This is a genomic window from Exiguobacterium algae, from assembly GCF_018617875.1.
GTDB lineage: Bacteria > Bacillota > Bacilli > Exiguobacteriales > Exiguobacteriaceae > Exiguobacterium > Exiguobacterium algae.
Genome location: NZ_JACSKZ010000005.1, coordinates 144528 through 161076 on the forward strand (window position 1 = coordinate 144528; position 16549 = coordinate 161076).

The window sequence follows — 16549 nt, forward strand, 5'->3', positions numbered from 1 at the left end:
GGAAGTAGACATGGTTCAGGAAGAGGTGTTAGCGCAAGCAATCCTCGAACAGGTCGGAGGGAAACGGAATATCCGTCAGGTGACGTATTGCATGACGCGCGTCCGGTTGACTTTGAATGATCCGACCAAGGTGACAATATCAGATCTTCGACGTGTGGACGGGGTCATCGAGGTTATTGAAGACGAGACCCTTCAACTTGTAGTCGGGCCGGGGAGGTCGGCGCGTGTCGCCGCGTATTTGTCTGAGACGGAAGGTGAGGCGATGAAACGACCGGATTCCCAAACAGAAAGGGGGAGTGGAGGTGAAACCCTTTCGACAGCCCGCTCCCCTTTTCGTCGCATTCTTCGTCAGGTCGGAAATATTTTTATTCCACTCATTCCGGGGCTCATCGCTTCCGGACTGATTAACGGCGGAGCCAACTTTGCGATTAATATGGGCGTCGACCGCTCCGTATCGTGGATGCAAATCCTACTCGTCTTTGGCAGTACGATTTTCGCTTACCTGGCTGTTCTCGTCGGTTGGAATACGGCGAAAGAGTTTGAGGGAACCCCGGTCCTTGGCGCAATCGCTGGAGGGATTTTGTTCAATCCGTTGCTTTCAGACATCGTTTTGTACGATGAACCGCTTGTCGTCGGTCGTGGCGGGCTGTTCGGTGTCATGTTCGCGGCGTGGCTTATGACGGTGGTGGAGCGAAGGGTTCGACGGGTCATACCAGATACGGTGGATCTTCTGTTTACACCTCTTTTGACGATGTTGCTTGTCGGTTTCATCTCACTTTATGCGATCATGCCGGTGGCAGGGGTATTATCCGACGGTGTCACGCACAGTATCGAAGTGATGCTTGAAGTGGGAGGACCCGTCGCAGGAGCGGTCCTCGCCGGTTTGTTCTTACCGCTTGTCATGGTTGGCTTACATCATGGATTGACCCCGATTCACTTGGAACTGATCCATACGGTCGGCAATACGGCCCTGCTTCCGATCCTGGCAATGGCCGGGGCAGGCCAGGTCGGTGCCGCGATGGCGATTTTTGTGAAAACTCGGAACGAACGGCTTCGGAATCTCATCAAAGGGGCGATCCCGGTCGGTTTCCTTGGAATCGGTGAACCGTTGCTATACGGGGTCACGCTTCCGCTCGGACGTCCTTTTTTGACCGCTTGTCTCGGGGCGGCGGTCGGCGGAGCATTTCAAGCCATGGTGAAAACGGCAGCAGTCGGCATCGGTGTGTCAGGCCTTACCCTCACCCCGTTGATCGATGACGGCAGATATATGGTGTATTTAACAGGACTTTTCATCTCATACGGGGCAGGATTTGTATTCACGTATCTCTTCGGTTTTAAAGAGGAGATGGCTGAAGGAATCTAACCATCACGTCCTCGCGATTGCCATCTCCCTGTTTCATTGTGTACAGTAAAGAGGGAGGGTGGAACATGAAAGACATTAATTTTAATATCATTTCAGACGATGCGACGGACGGTCATGGTGGTTTTGGCGTCGGTTCACTCAGTCTGAACAACATGTCCCCGGTCATCATTGATGCCGAAGCGGGGACGGCAGTCATCGATATGGGTGCGATGCATGCAAAATCCGCCGTCGAGAAACGGATTAAATTTTTGACGGACCGTGAAGCCGTGCCGAACGGGAAATTGTATTGGATTGTTTGGGTGACGGTTGGTCGAAAACCTGAAGGATTTTATTATGGCGGCGTAGCGGCTTGTGATATGCTGATTGACGTCGAGACGCGACGAGGTTATAAACTATTGCCGTATCACGTCAATCAAATGGATAAATCGTTGAAAGGACGCATGTTGATCGAGATGATGGACGCTCCATCACGTGAGGTCTTAGCGACATTCTTACAAGAGCATCGCCCAGAGATTTGGGAGCATTCGACAGAACTTCATCAAGAACTTGAGCGTTTACGCGCCGAGTAAAAGATTGGACGATTTCGTCTCAATCTTTTTTGCATCTATAATTTGGAAATAAAATGAAGAGATGTCACGAACATGATATTATTTTGTAATTGTAAGAAAATTCAGTAATATGGTATACTATCTACATTGTGAATAAGAAAGGGTGATACGATGAGCGAAACGAAAAAAATCTTACTCGGTCTCGCGCTCGGTATTTTAGTCGGTCTTGGATTGGCTGGATTGCCGGATAATGTTTATGAGGTTGCGAATTCCTACATACTGTCACCGGTAGGTACAATCTTTTTAAACTTAATTAAAATGCTGGTCGTTCCAATCGTGTTCTTCTCCATCATCTTGGGAGTAATGGGTCTTGGGGACCCGAAAGAACTTGGACGTGTCGGAACGAAATCGATTCTCTTCTTTTTGACGACGACAGCTCTCGCCATTATGTTGGCGATGGGAGTGGCGACGGTCCTTCAACCAGGGGAACGGGGAACCTTTGGGACAGAGAATTTACAGTTTGAATCAACTGCAACAGAAGATTCATCCAATATCGTGCAAACATTCGTGAACATGATTCCGACGAACCCGATCACGGCGCTCGCTGAAGGCAACATGCTTCAAATCATCGTGTTCGCTGCACTCATCGGTTTTGCCATGATTGCACTTGGGGATAAAGCGAAGACATGGCGTCGTTTCGTCAAACAGGGTGACCGGATTATGATGCACCTCATTCACTTGGTCATGAAACTCGCCCCATACGGAGCGTTCGCCTTGATCGCATCAGCAATCGGGGGAATCGGTCTGGATGCGGTGATGGCGATGGCCTGGTATATGGCTGCGGTCGTCTTGACGTTGTTCTTACATGCGACAATCGTTTACGGAGCCGCGCTCTACTTCATCGGGAAGATGAGTCCGGTCTTCTTCTTCAAAAACTTCTATGAAGCGATGACGTTCGCGTTTTCGACGTCTTCTTCAAACGCTACACTTCCGGTCTCAATGGAAGTCGCGCAAACGAAACTCGGCGTACCGCGTTCGATTTCATCCTTCGTCCAGCCGCTCGGAGCGACGGTCAACATGGATGGAACGGCAATCATGCAAGGGGTCGCCACAATCTTCATCGCCCAGGTATTTTCGGCGAACTTGACAACGGCCGAGCTGTTGACGGTCGTCGTGACGGCAGTTCTCGCATCGATCGGGACAGCCGGGGTACCGGGTGTAGGGCTCGTCATGCTCGCGCTCGTCTTGCAATCGGTCAACTTGCCTGTTGAAGGAATCGCGTTGATCATCGGTGTCGACCGGATCCTAGATATGCTCCGCACAGCGGTGAACATTACAGGTGATGCGACATGTGCGGTTGTTGTCACGAAGCTTGAAGAGAAACACCTTCCTCCAGTGGATGAAGAAGCATGGGATGAAGCAGGCGCGACATCTTAAGAAGCACTATGATACAGTAAAGGACCACAACAGACGTTGTGGTCCTTATTTTTGAAAAGAGAGGGATGCCTTATGGAATGGGAGCTCCTCCCGATCCCGTTATTTATTGTCGTCAGTATTGGTTTGAATAGCTTGATTGCTGTTTCGGGTGTCGTACCGAGCGCTTTTTTGACTGCAATCAACGTAAGTATGCTCGGGTTTGGTCCAGGTGTTCTCGTCTCGATTCTAGGAGAGGCGATTGGTGCCGTTCTCAGCTTTTGGCTTTATCGAACGGCGCTTCATCGGTACAGCTCACCTAAAGGGGAGCGGTTTAAACGGCTACGGGATACGCAAGGAGGAGAGGCGTGGTTCCTCGTCCTGGGGATGCGGTTGATGCCGTTCGTGCCGTCGGGTCTTGTCACGCTATCCGCTGCGTTCAGCCGAATGTCGCTTCTTTCTTTTGCGACAGCGAGTACGCTAGGCAAGGTGCCCGCGCTGTTCATGGAGGCGCTGGCAGTCAGTGCGGCATTGCGTTTGACCATCGGTTGGCAACTCATCCTCGTCGTAATTGTCGTCTGTGCATATTTCCTGTGGCGGACGCTTCAAAGGAGTGGCGAGAAGATATGACAGAATGCTTCAGCGAATCGTTTAACGGTTGATTTTTTCCGTAGCATTGCCCAATCCACCTGGATGGATTCTTCGAAGTCGTTTAAAAACGTTTCATGCAGTTCTTGGATGGAAGTCGTATCAAACTGGGCAATCATCATCTCGTGATTCAAATACATGCTGCGAAAATCAAAATTCGCCGAGCCGACGAGTGCAATCTTCCCGTCGATGAGCAAGGTTTTCGCATGAATAAAATGTCGGTTGTATTTATAAATCCGAATGTTGCGTTTCAGCAGTTCCTCAAAATAATACTCCGAGGCGTGGAAGCTGAACCATTCGTCTCCTTTTCCCGGGACGACGAGCCGGATGTCGACGCCGCTTTTACTGGCGACCTCGAGGATGGCGAGCAGTTCTGGTGGCGGGATCAAGTAAGGCGTCGTGATCCAAATGGACTCTTTTGCCTCCATCAACAATCGGATCAATCCGTCGCGAATGGTCACGTCCTGTCCCGGGGACGTCACGAGGAGTTGAGTAGCCCCGTTTTTCCCTTGGGGTTCATTCACAAAATAGCGGGGAAGGTTCGTCTCATCCGCAAACAGGTCCCATGTCTCCTCACGGGCACCATGACCGGCGTATAGCCAGTTTTCAACGAATAGCTGTTGTAATTCTCGGACGAGCGGTCCCTCCAAACGAAGGTGGGTGTCGCGCCAAAATCCGAGTTTTTCGTCTTTCCCTAAATATTCGTCACCGACATTCAGGCCACCCGTAAAAGCAATGCGACCATCGATGACAATCAGTTTTTGGTGATTGCGGAAATTGGCATTGAAGACGAGAAGCGGATGGACGACCGGATCGAAGGCCTCAACGTGAACCCGCGAATCGCGGAGGGGTCGAATGAAATCTTCACCGATTTCTTGACTGCCTAAACCGTCATACAAAAACCGTACGGTAACGTCTTCATTGGATTTTTTGATCAGTGCATCTCGAACTTTCAGAGAAATTTCATCTGTACGGAATAAATAGTATTGAAGGTGGATGTGGTCGGTCGCTTGTTCGATCGCTTGTAAGACCGCTTCAAATTTTGCCTCGCCATTCACCAACAGTTTTGTGGAAGTGTGTCCGTCGGCACCGGTCGCTCCGAGTTTTTCAAGCGTGCGTGTCAGCGGATAGGCGGTGACGAGGTCGGGCGATGTTTCGATTTGTTCACTCTCGATGGCCTGGCGCAACATCCGGATTTCTGTGGAGGTTCGTTTAATGCGGCGATGGCGACGCGGCGTTCTACCGAATAGTACCCAGGCGAACGCACCGAAATACGGGATGAAGAAGACAGTGAGCAACCAAGCTAACTTCCCTTGGGGCTGCACTTGATCAAATAAAATTTGCCAGCCGATGACAAAAGGCATCACGATGGCAATGAAGATGAGTATGGGAAGCAACGCATCGATCCAAAAGAGCACAATTAACAATAATATGAGGATGGCAATCGCTGCAATGAACTGAATGACACGACGTTTCAAACTGGACACCTACTTTCTGAACGATGAAAACGAGGGGAATCTCCCCTCGTCTTTTTAGTACACACTGTTTAGTACTGCGTTGATTTCATCAGCGTAACGGACGAAGAAGTAAATATTGACAGCAAATGAGAAGAGGACGAGGAAGAGGGCAAACTGCGCTTTTGCTCGATTCCGGTTCCAGTAATAAAAGACGGAGAGCAGGACGGCGAGACCGACAAAAAGAGCAACGATTTCGACGATTCCCCAGAGGAAGTCTTTTGATAAAAACATATCGACGATTGTCATGACGACAAAAATAAAGACGACAATTCCAAGGAGGACGACTAAAATCGCCAAAATAATGCTAATCCAATCCGAACTGACCGCATCGATGAGGTTTTCTACTGCCATATTGTATTCGCTCATAACCTTTCCTCCTTTCCAAGCACTGTATAACTATTCATTTCATACCCTTTTTCTTTACACTGAAATCAATTGTTTACCGGATGCTGCACGAATGCAGGTAGCGGAATTCGTGAGACGATGGCGACGATTCCGAATACATAGAGCCAGCTGTTCGGAGGAAAGAACAGGACGAGCAGAACAATCACGGCAAGAGGCTGACGCATGACGGTCGCCAGTAAGGCACTCGTGGCGATGACGACCGCTAGCGTGCCGTCCAGATTGAACCACAAACTGAAGAAGTAGCCGAGTGTGAAGGAAGAGAAGAGGAGTGGGTAAATGTGCCCCCCTCGCCAGCCCGTCGCCAAACAGAAGGCCGTAAACACGAGTTTCATTAAACTGAAGAAGAGTAGTGTGAACATTGGAATACGCGTCCATTCCTCGAAATACTCCAAGATCGTCTCTTCTCCTGAAAACAATAAATCCGGATAGAAGTAAGCCATCGCACCAATACCGATTCCTCCCAACAGTGCCAACGGGAAAATCGGGACCCGGGCGGACAATTGCAACAAGGCGTGCTCCCCGACCAGGTAAAACCATCCAAACGCCATTCCGGTAACGATGATGAGCAGGATGGCAGGGGAGAACTGGAAGGAGTCAATTGTCGGGAACTTAATGATGAAAGGGGGACGTTCGTCGACCCGGTTCAGTAAATAAAATGTCCCGAGTCCGGCGATTGTAGCGACTAGGTTGAGCATCGGTTGCTTTTTATGCTCGGTTTCCTCAGCGGCGAGGGCACCGAACAACGGGGCGTTGAATACAATCCCGAGCACGACCGAATGCCCTACTTCCTGCAGTTCATTCAATTCCCGCCGGACGTAGCGAAGTCGCTCGGAAAACCAGGTCGTCAGTCCGCCGACGATACCGACGAGGGCGGCTTCGGGACCGAGGCTCGCGCCGCCGACCAAGACGAGAAGGGCGGTCACCGTCGTAAATCCGATTGTGCGGTAGTCGATTCGACCGGAGGTTTTTCGTTCTTCTAAAATCTCGGGCATAAGTCGTGGCATTCGTCCATATCGCTGTTGCAGGGAACCGATCACGATTCCGACGAGGACAGGGACGAAAACAGCATAAAAAGGAATGTCGATTCGTTCGGGGACGGTATGCCAAACAAAGTGAATTCCTCGATAGACAACCAATAAGAACAACCAGCTGACCAATCCAATCAATATGCCAAGTAGAATGGCATACACATGTACGATCAGTGCCTTCACCAATCTCCCCCCTTTTTGACGGGCTCGTTTTGAATGTCTACTCCTCCTATCTCCTGAACCATCGGACCCGAAACATAAAAAACCACTCTTTCTCAGAGTGGCATTGAATGAGCTGGCGCTATGGAATTTGGTGCAACAGGTTTCCCGAAGAAGTACCCTTGTGCGAGGTCGAAACCGAGCTCGCGGCAAACGTCCACTTCCTCTGCACGTTCGATTCCTTCGGCCAGTAAGGTGATGTTCATAGAATGCGTCAATTGACGGACTTGTTTGAGAAAAGCCCGTTTCTCGGCATCCTGGTCGCAAAATGAGACATAGGACCGGTCGATTTTGACATAATCCGGTTTTAAGCGCTTTAACATGTCGAGTGTCGAAAAACCGGCGCCGACGTCATCAAGCGCCACTTGCATCCCGCGTTTCTGGTAGGTGGCAAAGACATGTTGCAGGTGAGCGACGTCGTGCACTTTTTCCGTCTCGACCACTTCAAAGATGAAACGGTCCGGGCTTAATCCGTAACGGTCGATGATGTCAAATGTGTGCTGCAGGCAATAATCCGGGTTATAAATCGTCGAGGGCAAAAAGTTGATGAACGTCTTTTCGTGTGTGGGGACGACATTCGCCGTAGCTTTGATGGCCTCGGCACGTGCCCGCTGGTCGAGTTTAGAGTGGAGGCCGAACCGGTTCGCCGTACGGAAAAGTTCGCCGGGGGAGACGTGATCCCGGCTCCGAAGTAAAGCCTCATAGCCAAACGTTTCGCCGGATCCAAGCGAGAGGATGGGCTGGAGGTGACTCTCGAACGCGCCGTGTTGAATCAACTCGAGGATGTTTCGATGACGCAGTTGCTCGATCAGTTCGTCAGCAGCCAGTACAGGTGTGGACTGGTGCGTCTGTTCATTCACGCACTGGACCGGACCTTCGACCTGAGTCAATTTTTCGGAGAGCTCATCATACGAGGCGTAAGGATAGCGCTTGTCGCCAGCGATTAATAGACCGGATTCAATGAAGGAAATGTGTAAACTGCAAGAGGGGCAAGAAGACCACATAACGTTCCGCCTTTCTAAAAATAAAATGAGTTCATTCAATATATCGGAATGACCTCACAAAAATCTCACAATCCTTACGTATTCAATAAAAAAATCGTGCAAAATGGGTACATGTTTTGTATACTTCCTATCGTATGATTAAGAAGCGCCTCAAAACGCCACTCGCATACGAACAACTTTTTGAATAGAAAGGGGTTCTATCGATGGACCAAAAATTAAAATTATGGTTTACGGAGCACCAAACAGAAGATTACGGAATCACGTTCCGTGTAAACCACGTTTATGAGAGCGAACAAACGGAGTTTCAACGACTAGAAATGGTCGAAACGGACGAGTTCGGAACAATGTTGTTACTTGACGGGATGGTCATGACGACGGATAAGGACGAATTCGTCTATCACGAGATGGTGGCACACGTCCCACTCTTCACACACCCGAATCCAAAACACGTGCTTGTTGTCGGTGGAGGAGACGGTGGTGTCATTCGTGAAATCATGAAACACCCATCAGTTGAAAAAGCGGTTCTCGTCGATATCGACGGGAAAGTCATTGAATATTCGAAGAAGTACTTGCCAAACATCGCTGGCGAACTCGACAACCCGCGTGTGGAAGTCATCGTCGGGGACGGGTTCATGCATATCGCTGAGTCGGAGAACGAGTATGATGTCATCATGGTCGATTCGACAGAACCGGTCGGACCTGCGGCGAACTTGTTCACGAAAGGATTCTATGCGGGCATTTCAAAAGCGCTCAAAGAGGATGGCATCTTTGTCGCACAGACGGATAACCCATGGTTTACTCCGGAACTCATTCAGACGGTTCAACGCGACGTAAAAGAAATTTTCCCGATTACGAAGCTTTACACAGCGAACGTTCCGACATACCCAAGCGGCATGTGGACGTTCACAATCGGTTCGAAGAAGTACGACCCGGAACAAGTATCAGCTGAGCGTTTCCATGACATCGAAACGAAGTACTACACACCGAAGCTTCACAATGCAGCGTTCGTCCTTCCGAAATTCGTGGAGGATTTAACAAAATGATTAAACGTTTTGACGAAGCCTACTCAGGTAAAGTGTTTATCGCCAGCCTCCCGGAGGTGACAGAGGCGAAGACGGTTCTTTACGGCATGCCGATGGACTGGACGGTCAGTTTCCGTCCGGGCTCGCGTTTCGGTCCGAACCGGATTCGTGAAGTATCGATCGGACTCGAAGAATACAGTCCGTATCTTGACGGAGATTTGGCTGATGCGGCAGTTTACGATGCCGGAGACATCCCGCTTCCGTTCGGAAACGCACCGAAGTCGCTCGACATGATCGAATCGTTTGTCAAAGAAATCGTGGAAGCAGGGAAGTTCCCGCTCGGTATGGGTGGCGAACACCTTGTCACATGGCCAATCATTAAAGCGATGCACGATGTGTATGGCGATGATTTCGTCATCTTGCACCTGGACGCGCATACGGACCTCCGTGATGAGTACGAAGGGGAGCCGCTCTCACACTCGACACCACTTAAAAAAGCGGCAAACTTGATTGGACCATCGAACTGTTACTCGTTCGGGATCCGTTCAGGGATGAAAGAAGAGTTCGAGTGGGCAGAAGAAGTTGGCTACAACATGCATAAATTCGAAGTCATCGAGCCACTCAAACGTGTGCTCCCGACACTCGCCGGGAAGAAAGTGTACGTCACGATCGATATCGATGTACTCGATCCATCGGCAGCACCGGGAACAGGTACGCAAGAAATCGGTGGCATCTCGACGAAAGAATTGCTCGAAGCGGTTCATGCCATTGCGAATGCGGACCTTGAGATCATCGGGGCGGACCTCGTCGAAGTATCGCCTGCGTATGACCAGTCGGATATGACGGCCATCGCGGCAGCGAAAATTCTTCGTGAGATGATGATTGGATTTGTGAAATAAGCAGCTACATGAAGCAGACGCACACCAATAAACGGTGTGCGTCTTTTCTGTATAGAAAGAAGTGCCCTCCAAAACGGACGGCACTTCCATGTAAACCGGATCCGTCAATCGAAGACGGATTTTATTATTGCGTCACTTTCTGCTCTTGCATGCATTTCAACGCGGCTGTCCAACTGCCGAACAGGACGTTGATGGTAGATGTACTTGGAACGTTTCGTCCCTCTGCCCACTTCCGATAGTGGAGGATGCTGAAATGGGGCAACTCTGTTTTAGCGAGTCGGAGTGCCTCAATCACATCTTCTTCGTCCCACTTCCGTTTCGGTGGCGCGATGTCGAGAACGAACAGGGCGTAACTCCATGATCCGTATTTGCGTGCGATAGTGGCGACTGTCGGATAGCCACGCTCTTGTGCCCACACTGCATAATGTTGTGAAGTCAATCGCTCGAGTTCCTCCGAGGCTTCAATCAAGGCCTGGATGATTCGTTCTTCACTGTTTTTGGCGGCGGTAGTTTGCAGTTTTGCTTCCCGAAGGGCATTTGACCATGATCCGAACCGGCTGCTGATGAGGGTGAGAGAAGGCGAACGGGTCACTTTAGACCATTCTCGATATGTCTGGCTGGTGAAAAGGGGTAACTCTTCTGCTGCTAGATTCAAGGCTTTGAGGATATCTTCGTCTGAATAGTATTGGAAAGAGAGTTGGATTTGTGCTGCGACCAATGCTTCACGCCATGACCCGAATTGATGGATCACGGTAGATAACGATGGCACATTTTTGTCTTGCGACCAAATGCTGTATCGTTTGGAATCAAGCTCGGCGAATTCTTGAGCCGCTAGCTGTAGCGCTTGTACGATCTGAGGGCGTGTCCATTTTTTCATGTTGGTGTCTCTCCTTTAGTAGGGACGTATACACGTCGCAGAAGATGTCGTGGTGTGAATGAACAAGATTTTGTTGTCGGAAGAGCCATTAGGCTGACAAGAAAGTCGAATCGATGAAGTTCCTCCTTTTTGACTAAAAACGGTTGTAAACAAAACCCAATTTTGATTGATATATTCTTTCCATTCCCGTCCGTATGGAAATTATTCATTATGTGAATGAAAAGATGAGAATAATTTTGTGAACTTATTTGTTACGGCTAGGTCATTAATAACAAAAAGCTCGAATAATCTTTAAATTTGTTGATTGGACTCGGGTAGTTTACTAGCATCACGGACTAATTCCAGTGATTGAACGGCGCTCAATCAGACCATCGGACAGGACAACTCGGAATCTTGGAGGTGCAAATGGGAATGGCTACACTCGTCAATGTATACCGAAAAAATCGAAGAAACGTTCTTTTCTTTTGTGCGGATATAGTGATCATGGCGATCGTTTTATTCGTGACCTTTGAAGTACTGTTCTCGAAAATAGCTATGTATTCAGCGACCACGTCCGACATGTTGACGATGGTCCTGATTAAAATGATGAGCTTTATAACAATCGGCGCCTTATTGAAGATTCATCGAATTGATTGGCGGTATGCCTCGATTCATGAAATGAAGCAAGTATCGATTGCGCTGTTGAGCAGTGACGTGGTGCTTTATGCATACAGTTACTCCACCTTCGGGGCAGGGTTGGAAGTGATGATGGCCGTACAAGCATTACTCGCCTTCAACCTGATTATATTCACTCGCTTTTTGGCCCGTCACCAAATCATGTCCATTTTGAAGCCGCAACAATCCCCCCGCGGTAAAAAAACATTGGTCATCGGTGCCGGAAACTCCGGTCAATTGATTGTGCGGGAGTTAAAAGAATACCGGACGAACGTGTTACACGTCGTTGGAATTCTAGACGATGATCCGATGCTCCAATCGCTCTACGTCCATGGGGTACCGATTCTTGGGTCGAGCGCAGAACTCGAACGGGTCGTTCATGAGCAAGCTGTGGAGGTGGTCATTTTAGCCATTCCGAGTCTGACTTATGCCCGTCGAATTGAGTTATTGAAACGAATCGAGAAGACCGGTGCTGAATCACACGCTTTGCCGATGCTATCGGAACTGGCCACCGGTAAAGTCTCAATCAACGAGATTCGTGAAGTGAAAATCGAAGAACTGTTAGGGAGGGAACCGGTCCAACTTGATATTTCCGGGATTTCAAAACATATGGAAGGAGCCACCGTACTCGTGACAGGGGCAGGAGGATCGATCGGATCGGAGCTTTGCCGGCAATTGATTAAATTCGGTCCCGCAGAAATGATTTTATTCGGTCACGGGGAGAACAGTATCTATTTAATTGAAAAAGAATTACGTGCACTTGGCACGGACACGGTGCTCTATCCGGTCATCGGTGACGTTCAGGATTTGGAGCGTCTCGAGCACGTGTTCCAGACATACAAACCTGAAATCGTCTATCACGCGGCCGCACACAAACACGTGCCGTTGATGGAAGACAATCCGCTCGAAGCAGTGAAGAACAATGTGTATGGAACGAAAAACATGGTCGATGTCGCTTCAAAGCATCAAGTGAATCGGTTTGTCATGGTATCGACGGACAAAGCTGTCAATCCCACAAACGTCATGGGATCTACAAAACGGATTGCGGAGATGATCGTCCAGGAAAAAGCGCGATCGAGCGATACGATTTTTGCGGTCGTTCGGTTCGGAAACGTGCTCGGTAGTCGTGGTTCCGTCGTTCCGTTGTTCAAGGAACAGATTGTACGTGGCGGTCCCGTCACGGTGACGGATGAAGAGATGACGCGTTACTTTATGACCATTCCGGAAGCGAGTCGGCTCGTCATCCAGGCTAGTGTCTTATCACGCGGCGGCGAGATTTTTGTGCTCGACATGGGAGAGCCCGTTAAAATCATGGACTTGGCTAAGAAAATGATTGAACTGAGCGGATTCACAATCGATCAAATTCCGATTCAAGTGACTGGGATTCGACCTGGTGAAAAACTGTACGAAGAATTGTTGGCATCGAACGAACTGGACCCTGAAGCGAACGTATTCCCGAAAATATTTGTAGGGTGTACACGTCCCTTCACATCCGTTTCACCGATATTGCGCTTGATTGAGCAGTTCAGAGAAAATGCAGGCGCGTTGACTGATGTTTTGTTATTCGTGGCGAACAGCCAAGACATTGATTCAGACCTTCGACGAATCTTTGCGAGCGGACTTGAATTCATTCCGGCAGAGAACATGCGCATGCGCGTCGTCGATGGAAATTGAGGGGAGGGGTGAAGATGGTGGAGCAAACTGTGATGGTCGTAGGTGTCTCGACATTCAAAGGGTTTCACCTGGCACGGCGTTTATTGAAAGAAGGGTTTGACGTGGTAGGGATTGATGATGAAGGAAAATATAAAACGCAGATCGCCAAGCAGCGCTTATACGTCCTCACCCATCCAAGGTTCCATCTCGTCCGTACGAGTTTGACCCAAAAAGCAAACATGAGACAAGTCTTGACCACCTATGAGCCGGCGCACATCCTACTATGTGCGGGTCCGTCAAAAGCGTATGACGGGCATCTGATGGAGCGGTATGAACGGATGAAACGCTACGTCTCCAGACAATCAAAACGCGTACCGGTGAACTCTCTGATCACGTTCGACCTTCCTGTTGAAGAGACCCGGCAGTCCACATCCGCCATCCATCTCGTCACAGAAGATGTATACGGCCCGTGGGATGATGAGTCCTCCATCTTCTCAAAAGCAATCCTGGCAGTGGATGGCGGGCACCGTTTTGTCGGTGCCTACGCTTCCGATATTGTGAACGCCTCCCATATCGATGATGTCGTCGAATCGGTCGTGCGTTTGCTCCGACTCCTCCAATCAGGTGTCTCCCCAATCGGGCAGTATCAAATCGAAGCATCAGATTATGTACAAGTCCAAACGTTACTCGCCGATATCGGTCAGCTGTTACATCGACCCGTTCGTGTGTCGTTGCCGATCCGTGACCCGATGTTCCATGAATATGACCTCCCGACATTAGAGACGTTGACGGGTTTTCATCCGAGTACGTCCTTATACGAAGGATTGAAACAGGTGCTCGATTGGTACGGTGCTTATCAAACGATGATGAAGGAGGGCATGAGTAAATGAACATCTTACTGTCTCAGCCGCACATGTCCGGCCGTGAAATGGCGTACGTGGAAGAAGCTTTTTCAAGCAACTGGATCGCCCCGCTCGGACCAAACGTGAATGCGTTTGAGCAAGAAGTGGCCGCCTATGCTGACCATCCTCATGCGCTCGCCACCAGCTCTGGAACGGCAGCCCTTCATCTGGCGCTTCTCACCTTGAACGTCGGGGCGGGAGATGTGGTGTTCTGTCAATCCCTCACGTTCGTCGCCTCTGTGAATCCGATTCGTTACGTCGGCGCGACACCGGTCTTCATTGATTCAGAAGCGGATACTTGGAATATGTCACCGGACGCGTTGCGAAAAGCGCTTGTTCAAGCGGCGACAAAAGGAAATTTACCGAAGGCGGTCATCGTCGTTCACCTGTATGGGGTCGTGGCAAAGATCGGAGAGATTCGTCAGCTCTGTGATGAGTTTGGGGTGCCTTTGATTGAAGATGCGGCCGAGTCACTCGGTGCGACGTGGAAAGGACATATGACCGGAACAATCGGGGACCTCGGATTTTACTCATTCAATGGGAACAAAATCATCACCACGTCCGGAGGAGGGATGTTGCTGCTTGCGACGGAACAACAGAAAGCGTTCGCTTTAAAGCTGGCCACGCAAGCGAGAGAAAATGTTTTACATTACGAGCACGAACAGGTCGGGTACAACTACCGGTTGAGTAACGTGTCGGCCGGAATCGGTCGGGGGCAACTGGAAGTGATCGAGCAACGTGTACGTGCCCGGCGCCGTGTATTCACTCGGTATGAACGCATGTTTGAAGGGATTGGGGTCAGCTATCAACAGGAAATCAAACACGCTCGAGCCAATCGGTGGTTGACCGCCATGCAACTTGATCACTTCCCAATCGGACGTGATCAATTGATTCACCATTTAGCTGATGCAGGGATTGAGTCGCGCCCAGTCTGGAAACCGATGCACCTTCAACCGCTCTATCAAGACGCAGAGTACGTCACGGTTGATGGGGAAGACGTGAGTCGCCGTCTATTTGAAAACGGAGTCTGTCTACCATCCAGCTCGAATCTGACAATTGGACAGCAACAAATAGTGATTCAAGCCGTGCTCGCTACACGCACTTTTGCAACAGAAAAAAGCGTGTAAGGGGGAAAAGACATGACGCAGGAAGCAGAGATCATCAAAGCACTCCAAACAGCCGCATCTCTGACTCCATCACTCACGGTGAAACAATATCAACTATGGAGCCGGGACCGGGATGCTCCGACGTTTCTCGACATTTTACATGCCTATGGATCATGGACGAGCGCATTGAGAGCATCAGGTCTATTGGAAGTGAGGCGATACGAGTCACACGAAATCATTCAATCCCTACGCCTCGCATGGAAGGAGGAAGGAAGACTGACGAGCACCCACTATCAACACTGGGCAGATGCTCGGGATGTTCCTTCATTAGGTGATATTATTACCCATTTTGGGTCTTGGAGTCTCGCCGTTAAAGCGGTCGAGCGATTGGAAGAAGAGCATTTTACGGTACAACCTGAACGGGAGAAAGCTGAAATGGTCCAGGCTTTGTTCGAGGCAAACCGCGTGTTGAGACCGTTCAATGCCATTACTTATCAAAAATGGGCCAAGCAATTTCATAAACCAAGTGTCGCCAAAGTATCCAGACGATTCGGCTCCTGGAAGCGTGCGCTTGATGAACTGGGCATTCGTGAATCGGCAGAGGTGAAGCCGTAACTAGAGGAGGGACATCCGATGGTGAGACCTATTGTTTTGCTCGTCAGTGAACATCAAACATCCCGTTGCGTATACCATGCGATTCGAAATCTCGGGGTCACGCACGTCATTCAGGAAGATGGACCGATTGAATATCGACCGGCTTCTGTTAAACAATGGTTGACCCATCTATTCATCCGTTTTGCGACCCCGCTCATGAAATGGACGAGCCGTAAACGAATCCATGAATTGAAACAGCGTTATCCTTTAGTAGAAGACCCGATTCCCCCGCATCATGTGATTCACGTCACTTCACTGAATGATGAAAAGACGGAGATGTGGCTCGATCGGTTAGCCCCTCAGTTAGTCGTCACGCACGAAACGGGCCCGATCGCGGACGAAGTATGGAGACGTCTGGCGTGTCCGGTCATCACGGTTCGCCCTTCGATGGCGGAAGGGCAGGTTCAAGCTTATTGGGCGGTCCAAGGGCGTCCGTCTCTCAACGAAGTCACGATTGAGCGTTGGACGCCACGTGGTTGGACCGTTCTGGATCAGGCCATCCTGTACAAAGGAGGCGACGATAATTTTGCGACCTATCCATATCTTCAACTCACCACCCTTCTGCCGATGTTACGTCGTCACATCGAGTCCGCATTGACGGCGACGGAGTCACCGGACCGGCGGAAAGCATGAAATG

The 16549-nt window shown here is 49.9% G+C and carries 16 protein-coding genes; 11 read left to right on the top strand and 5 right to left on the bottom strand.

Annotated elements, in window-relative coordinates; all coding sequences use genetic code 11:
- The first annotated feature begins 10 nt into the window (after nucleotides 1–10).
- From KNP03_RS12005 to KNP03_RS12020, 4 genes are all read left to right on the top strand, one after another.
- Entirely contained in the window at nucleotides 11–1363 is a 1353-nt protein-coding gene (locus KNP03_RS12005) for a PTS transporter subunit EIIC (protein WP_214829551.1), read from the top strand.
- Nucleotides 1364–1428: 65 nt separating this feature from the next.
- Nucleotides 1429–1932, top strand: coding sequence for a YwhD family protein (locus KNP03_RS12010; protein ID WP_214829553.1), 504 nt, complete (start codon nucleotides 1429–1431; stop codon nucleotides 1930–1932).
- A gap of 150 nt (nucleotides 1933–2082) precedes the next feature.
- A complete protein-coding gene (locus tag KNP03_RS12015; protein ID WP_214829554.1) occupies nucleotides 2083–3348 on the top strand; it encodes a dicarboxylate/amino acid:cation symporter in 1266 nt (421 codons plus the stop codon).
- 72 nt (nucleotides 3349–3420) lie between these two features.
- Nucleotides 3421–3954: a TVP38/TMEM64 family protein gene (locus KNP03_RS12020; protein WP_214829557.1), complete on the top strand. Its 534-nt coding sequence runs from the start codon at nucleotides 3421–3423 to the stop codon at nucleotides 3952–3954.
- Here KNP03_RS12020 and cls read toward each other — a convergent pair.
- From cls to KNP03_RS12040, 4 genes are all read right to left on the bottom strand, one after another.
- A complete protein-coding gene (gene cls, locus KNP03_RS12025; protein ID WP_338082735.1) occupies nucleotides 3930–5459 on the bottom strand; it encodes a cardiolipin synthase in 1530 nt (509 codons plus the stop codon). The two genes, KNP03_RS12020 and cls, sit on opposite strands and share 25 nt — an antisense overlap.
- Before the next feature lie 45 nt (nucleotides 5460–5504).
- Nucleotides 5505–5855 (bottom strand): hypothetical protein, encoded by a 351-nt coding sequence (locus KNP03_RS12030; RefSeq protein WP_214829561.1) that lies wholly within the window; start codon nucleotides 5853–5855, stop codon nucleotides 5505–5507.
- A 65-nt stretch (nucleotides 5856–5920) separates the two neighbouring features.
- A complete protein-coding gene (locus tag KNP03_RS12035) occupies nucleotides 5921–7105 on the bottom strand; it encodes a chloride channel protein (protein WP_214829562.1) in 1185 nt (394 codons plus the stop codon).
- 92 nt (nucleotides 7106–7197) lie between these two features.
- On the bottom strand, nucleotides 7198–8145 hold the full coding sequence (locus KNP03_RS12040; protein WP_214829563.1) for an EAL domain-containing protein: 948 nt from the start codon (nucleotides 8143–8145) through the stop codon (nucleotides 7198–7200).
- A 203-nt stretch (nucleotides 8146–8348) separates the two neighbouring features.
- On the opposite strand from KNP03_RS12040, the gene speE reads away from it, so the two are divergent.
- Both speE and speB read left to right on the top strand, forming a co-directional pair.
- Nucleotides 8349–9188 carry a polyamine aminopropyltransferase gene (gene speE, locus KNP03_RS12045; protein ID WP_214829564.1) on the top strand — a complete coding sequence of 280 codons (840 nt, stop codon included), beginning with the start codon at nucleotides 8349–8351 and terminating at the stop codon, nucleotides 9186–9188.
- A complete protein-coding gene (gene speB / locus KNP03_RS12050; RefSeq protein WP_214829565.1) occupies nucleotides 9185–10066 on the top strand; it encodes an agmatinase in 882 nt (293 codons plus the stop codon). The genes speE and speB overlap by 4 nt, the downstream gene beginning before the upstream one ends.
- A gap of 124 nt (nucleotides 10067–10190) precedes the next feature.
- On the opposite strand, the gene KNP03_RS12055 is transcribed toward speB, so the two are convergent.
- Nucleotides 10191–10943 (bottom strand): hypothetical protein, encoded by a 753-nt coding sequence (locus KNP03_RS12055; RefSeq protein WP_214829566.1) that lies wholly within the window; start codon nucleotides 10941–10943, stop codon nucleotides 10191–10193.
- A gap of 483 nt (nucleotides 10944–11426) precedes the next feature.
- On the opposite strand from KNP03_RS12055, the gene KNP03_RS12060 reads away from it, so the two are divergent.
- From KNP03_RS12060 to KNP03_RS12080, 5 genes are read left to right on the top strand one after another with little or no spacing between them, the layout of a single operon-like run.
- Nucleotides 11427–13271, top strand: coding sequence for a polysaccharide biosynthesis protein (locus tag KNP03_RS12060; RefSeq protein ID WP_240544600.1), 1845 nt, complete (start codon nucleotides 11427–11429; stop codon nucleotides 13269–13271).
- Nucleotides 13272–13285: 14 nt separating this feature from the next.
- Nucleotides 13286–14140, top strand: coding sequence for an NAD-dependent epimerase/dehydratase family protein (locus KNP03_RS12065; protein WP_214829567.1), 855 nt, complete (start codon nucleotides 13286–13288; stop codon nucleotides 14138–14140).
- Nucleotides 14137–15279 (top strand): aminotransferase class I/II-fold pyridoxal phosphate-dependent enzyme, encoded by a 1143-nt coding sequence (locus tag KNP03_RS12070; protein ID WP_214829568.1) that lies wholly within the window; start codon nucleotides 14137–14139, stop codon nucleotides 15277–15279. Before KNP03_RS12065 ends, KNP03_RS12070 begins: the two co-directional genes overlap by 4 nt.
- 12 nt (nucleotides 15280–15291) lie before the next feature.
- Nucleotides 15292–15873, top strand: a complete 582-nt coding sequence (locus KNP03_RS12075) for a hypothetical protein (RefSeq protein ID WP_214829570.1) — start codon at nucleotides 15292–15294, stop codon at nucleotides 15871–15873.
- A gap of 18 nt (nucleotides 15874–15891) precedes the next feature.
- Nucleotides 15892–16545 carry a hypothetical protein gene (locus KNP03_RS12080; protein WP_214829572.1) on the top strand — a complete coding sequence of 218 codons (654 nt, stop codon included), beginning with the start codon at nucleotides 15892–15894 and terminating at the stop codon, nucleotides 16543–16545.
- Nucleotides 16546–16549: the final 4 nt, after the last annotated feature.

Excerpts from the sequence above, each read along its gene's own strand:
- KNP03_RS12010 (WP_214829553.1), top strand. The coding sequence starts at position 1,429 with ATGAAAGACATTAATTTTAATATCATTTCAGACGATGCGACGGACGGT.
- KNP03_RS12055 (WP_214829566.1), bottom strand. The coding sequence starts at position 10,943 with ATGAAAAAATGGACACGCCCTCAGATCGTACAAGCGCTACAGCTAGCG.
- KNP03_RS12020 (WP_214829557.1), top strand. The coding sequence starts at position 3,421 with ATGGAATGGGAGCTCCTCCCGATCCCGTTATTTATTGTCGTCAGTATT.
- KNP03_RS12030 (WP_214829561.1), bottom strand. The coding sequence starts at position 5,855 with ATGAGCGAATACAATATGGCAGTAGAAAACCTCATCGATGCGGTCAGT.
- KNP03_RS12005 (WP_214829551.1), top strand. The coding sequence starts at position 11 with ATGGTTCAGGAAGAGGTGTTAGCGCAAGCAATCCTCGAACAGGTCGGA.
- KNP03_RS12040 (WP_214829563.1), bottom strand. The coding sequence starts at position 8,145 with ATGTGGTCTTCTTGCCCCTCTTGCAGTTTACACATTTCCTTCATTGAA.
- speB (WP_214829565.1), top strand. The coding sequence starts at position 9,185 with ATGATTAAACGTTTTGACGAAGCCTACTCAGGTAAAGTGTTTATCGCC.
- speE (WP_214829564.1), top strand. The coding sequence starts at position 8,349 with ATGGACCAAAAATTAAAATTATGGTTTACGGAGCACCAAACAGAAGAT.
- KNP03_RS12065 (WP_214829567.1), top strand. The coding sequence starts at position 13,286 with ATGGTGGAGCAAACTGTGATGGTCGTAGGTGTCTCGACATTCAAAGGG.
- KNP03_RS12075 (WP_214829570.1), top strand. The coding sequence starts at position 15,292 with ATGACGCAGGAAGCAGAGATCATCAAAGCACTCCAAACAGCCGCATCT.
- KNP03_RS12060 (WP_240544600.1), top strand. The coding sequence starts at position 11,427 with ATGGCGATCGTTTTATTCGTGACCTTTGAAGTACTGTTCTCGAAAATA.
- KNP03_RS12070 (WP_214829568.1), top strand. The coding sequence starts at position 14,137 with ATGAACATCTTACTGTCTCAGCCGCACATGTCCGGCCGTGAAATGGCG.
- KNP03_RS12080 (WP_214829572.1), top strand. The coding sequence starts at position 15,892 with ATGGTGAGACCTATTGTTTTGCTCGTCAGTGAACATCAAACATCCCGT.
- KNP03_RS12015 (WP_214829554.1), top strand. The coding sequence starts at position 2,083 with ATGAGCGAAACGAAAAAAATCTTACTCGGTCTCGCGCTCGGTATTTTA.